Annotated in this window: 1 protein-coding gene; it reads left to right on the top strand. The window is 69.4% G+C overall.

Translation table 11 applies throughout. The annotated features are described in order from the left end of the window. Positions 1–59: 59 nt before the first annotated feature. On the top strand, positions 60–2,878 hold a 2,819-nt coding region (gene dnaE, locus QZV84_RS10760; RefSeq protein WP_292829303.1), incomplete at its 3' end, for a DNA polymerase III subunit alpha.

Raw genomic sequence — 2,878 nt, 5'->3', positions numbered from 1 at the left:
AGCGCGCCAGCGCGTATCGAGACCCGACCCGCCTCGGCGAACGATGGGGCGGTGTTCTGATGGGCTTCCACAACCCGTCCGTGCCGTGGTCGGAGATGGAGCGGCTGCTCAGTCTGAATAGGAACAGCGACCGCCGCCGCCCGGGCGGGCCACCCGCGCACGCCGACGGCGGCGACAGCCCGGCCTGGTCGCGCAAGCGCGGGCCGTACGTGTCGCAGGCGATCACGCGCCCCGATGACGCGGTTCCGTATGCCGAGCTGCACGCGCACTCGACGTACTCGTTCCTCGACGGGGCCTCCTCGCCCGAAGAGCTCGCCGAAGAGGCCGAGCGGCTGGGCCTGCACGCCCTCGCGGTCACCGACCATGACGGGTTCTACGGCATCGTGCGCTTCGCCGAGGCGGCCGAGACCCTTCAGGTCAAGACCGTGTTCGGCGCCGAGCTCTCGCTCGAACTGCCCAAACCTCAGAAGGGCGAACCCGACCCCGCCGGGGCGCACCTGCTCGTGCTCGCCCGCGGCGAAGAGGGCTATCACCGGCTCGCGGCCGCCATCACGCACGCGCAGCTCAACGGCGCCGAGAAGGGGCGACCCGTCTACGACCTCGACGAGCTCGCCGCCCAGGCCGAGGGGCATGCAGGTGAAAAGCACTGGGCGATCCTCACCGGCTGCCGCAAGGGCGCCGTGCGGCGCGCGCTCGCCGACGGCGGAGCGGATGCCGCGGCATCCGCTCTCGATCGTCTCGTCGCGCTGTTCGGAAGGGATGCCGTCAACGTCGAGCTGATCGACCACGGTTCCCCGCTCGACACGCGCGAGAACGATCTGCTCGCTGCGCTCGCCGCCGAGCGCGGGCTGCCTCTGCTCGCGAGCAACAACGTGCACTACGCCGTGCCGCAGCGCGAGCGGCTCGCCGCGGCGGTCGCGGCGGTGCGCGCAGGCCGCGGCCTCGACGAGCTCGACGGGTGGCTGCCCGCCCATGCCGGCGCCCACTTGCGCTCGGGGGGCGAGATGGCCGAGCGCTTCGCGCGCTATCCCGGCGCGGTCGCCCGCACCGTGACCCTCGCCGATGAGCTGGCCTTTCCGTTGCGCCGCGCAAAGCCTGCGCTGCCGAAGCAGAAGGTGCCCGAGGGGCACACGCCGATGTCGTGGCTGCGGCACCTGGTGTGGGAGGCGGTGCCGCGCAAGTATCCCGATGCGACCGAGGAAGACAAGGCGCGCATCGAGAAGGAGCTCGGGGTCATCGAGCTCAAGGACTTTCCGGGCTACTTCCTGATCGTGCACGGGATCGTGCAAGAGGCGCGGCGGCGCGGCATCCTGTGCCAGGGGCGGGGCTCGGCCGCCAACAGCGCCGTCTGCTACCTGCTCGACATCACCGCGGTCGACTCGATCGCCTACAAACTGCCGTTCGAGCGCTTTCTGTCGTCGCTGCGCGATGAAGAGCCCGACATCGACGTCGACTTCGACTCCGACCGGCGCGAAGAGATCATCCAGTGGGTGTACGGGCAGTACGGGAGGGAGCGGGCGGCGCAGGTCGCGAACGTGATCCAGTACCGGCCGAAGAACGCCGTGCGCGATATGGCCAAGGCGCTGGGGCATTCGCCCGGGCAGCAGGATGCCTGGTCGAAGCAGGTCGAGCAGTGGGGCGCGGGTCTCGATACGGGTCTCGATACGGGTCTCGATACGGGTCTCGATACGGGTCTCGATACGGGTCTCGATACGCAAGCTACTCGACCACCGACTCGACCACCGACTCGACCACCGACTCGACCACCGACTCGACCACCGGGGATGCGGGAGCACGACATCCCCGATCAGGTGATCGAGTACGCCTCCGAGCTTCTGAAGGCGCCACGGCATCTCGGCATCCACTCCGGGGGCATGGTGCTGACCGACCGGCCGGTCGGCGAGGTCGTGCCGATCGAGCACGCGCGCATGCAGAACCGCACGGTGATCCAGTGGGACAAAGACGACGCCGCCTGGATGGGGCTGGTGAAGTTCGACCTGCTCGGACTCGGGATGCTGGCGGCGCTGCAGTACTGCTTCGACATGATCCGCGCGGCGACGGGGGAGGAGTGGGAGCTCGCGACCATCCCCAAGGAGGAGAAGGCCGTCTACGACATGCTCTGCCGGGCGGATTCGATCGGAGTGTTCCAGGTCGAATCGCGCGCGCAGATGGGGCTGCTGCCCAGGCTGCAGCCGCGGCGGTTCTACGACCTCGTGATCGAGATCGCCCTGATCCGTCCCGGCCCCATCCAGGGCGGCGCGGTGCATCCGTTCGTGCGGCGCAAGCTCGGCTACGAGGAGGTCACCTATCCGCACCCCAAGCTCGAGCCCGTGCTGGAGCGCACGCTCGGCATCCCGGTGTTCCAAGAGCAGCTCATGCAGATGGCGATGGCCGTGGGGGAGTGCACGGGGGAGGATGCCGACCTGTTGCGTCGTGCGATGGGCTCCAAGCGCGGGGTGGAGCGCATCGAGTCGCTCAAGGAGAAGCTCTACGCCGGTATGGCCACCAACGGGCTGGTCGGCGAGGCGGCAGACGCGATCTACGCGAAGATCCAGGCGTTCGCGAATTTCGGCTTCGCTGAGTCGCACTCGCTGTCGTTCGGGCTGCTGGTCTACGCGAGCTCGTGGATAAAGCTCCATTACCCGGCGGCGTTCCTCGCCGGGCTGCTGCGCGCGCAGCCGATGGGCTTCTACTCGCCCGCCACCCTCGTCGCCGACGCGCGTCGCCACGGCGTGGAGGTGCTGCGCCCCGACCTGATGCGCTCGGGGTCGCAGGCGGTGCTGGAGCCTCTCGAGTCTCTCGGTGGTCGAGTAGCGCGCCAGCGCGTATCGAGACCCCCTGCCGGCGCCGGCCCGACCGGTCTCGACTCCTGCACCCA

Origin of the sequence: Microbacterium sp., from assembly GCF_011620715.1 — a bacterium.
Taxonomy (GTDB): Bacteria; Actinomycetota; Actinomycetes; order Actinomycetales; family Microbacteriaceae; genus Microbacterium.
Note: the sequence above shows the minus strand (reverse complement) of the source record. Positions and strands in the feature narration are given on the sequence as shown.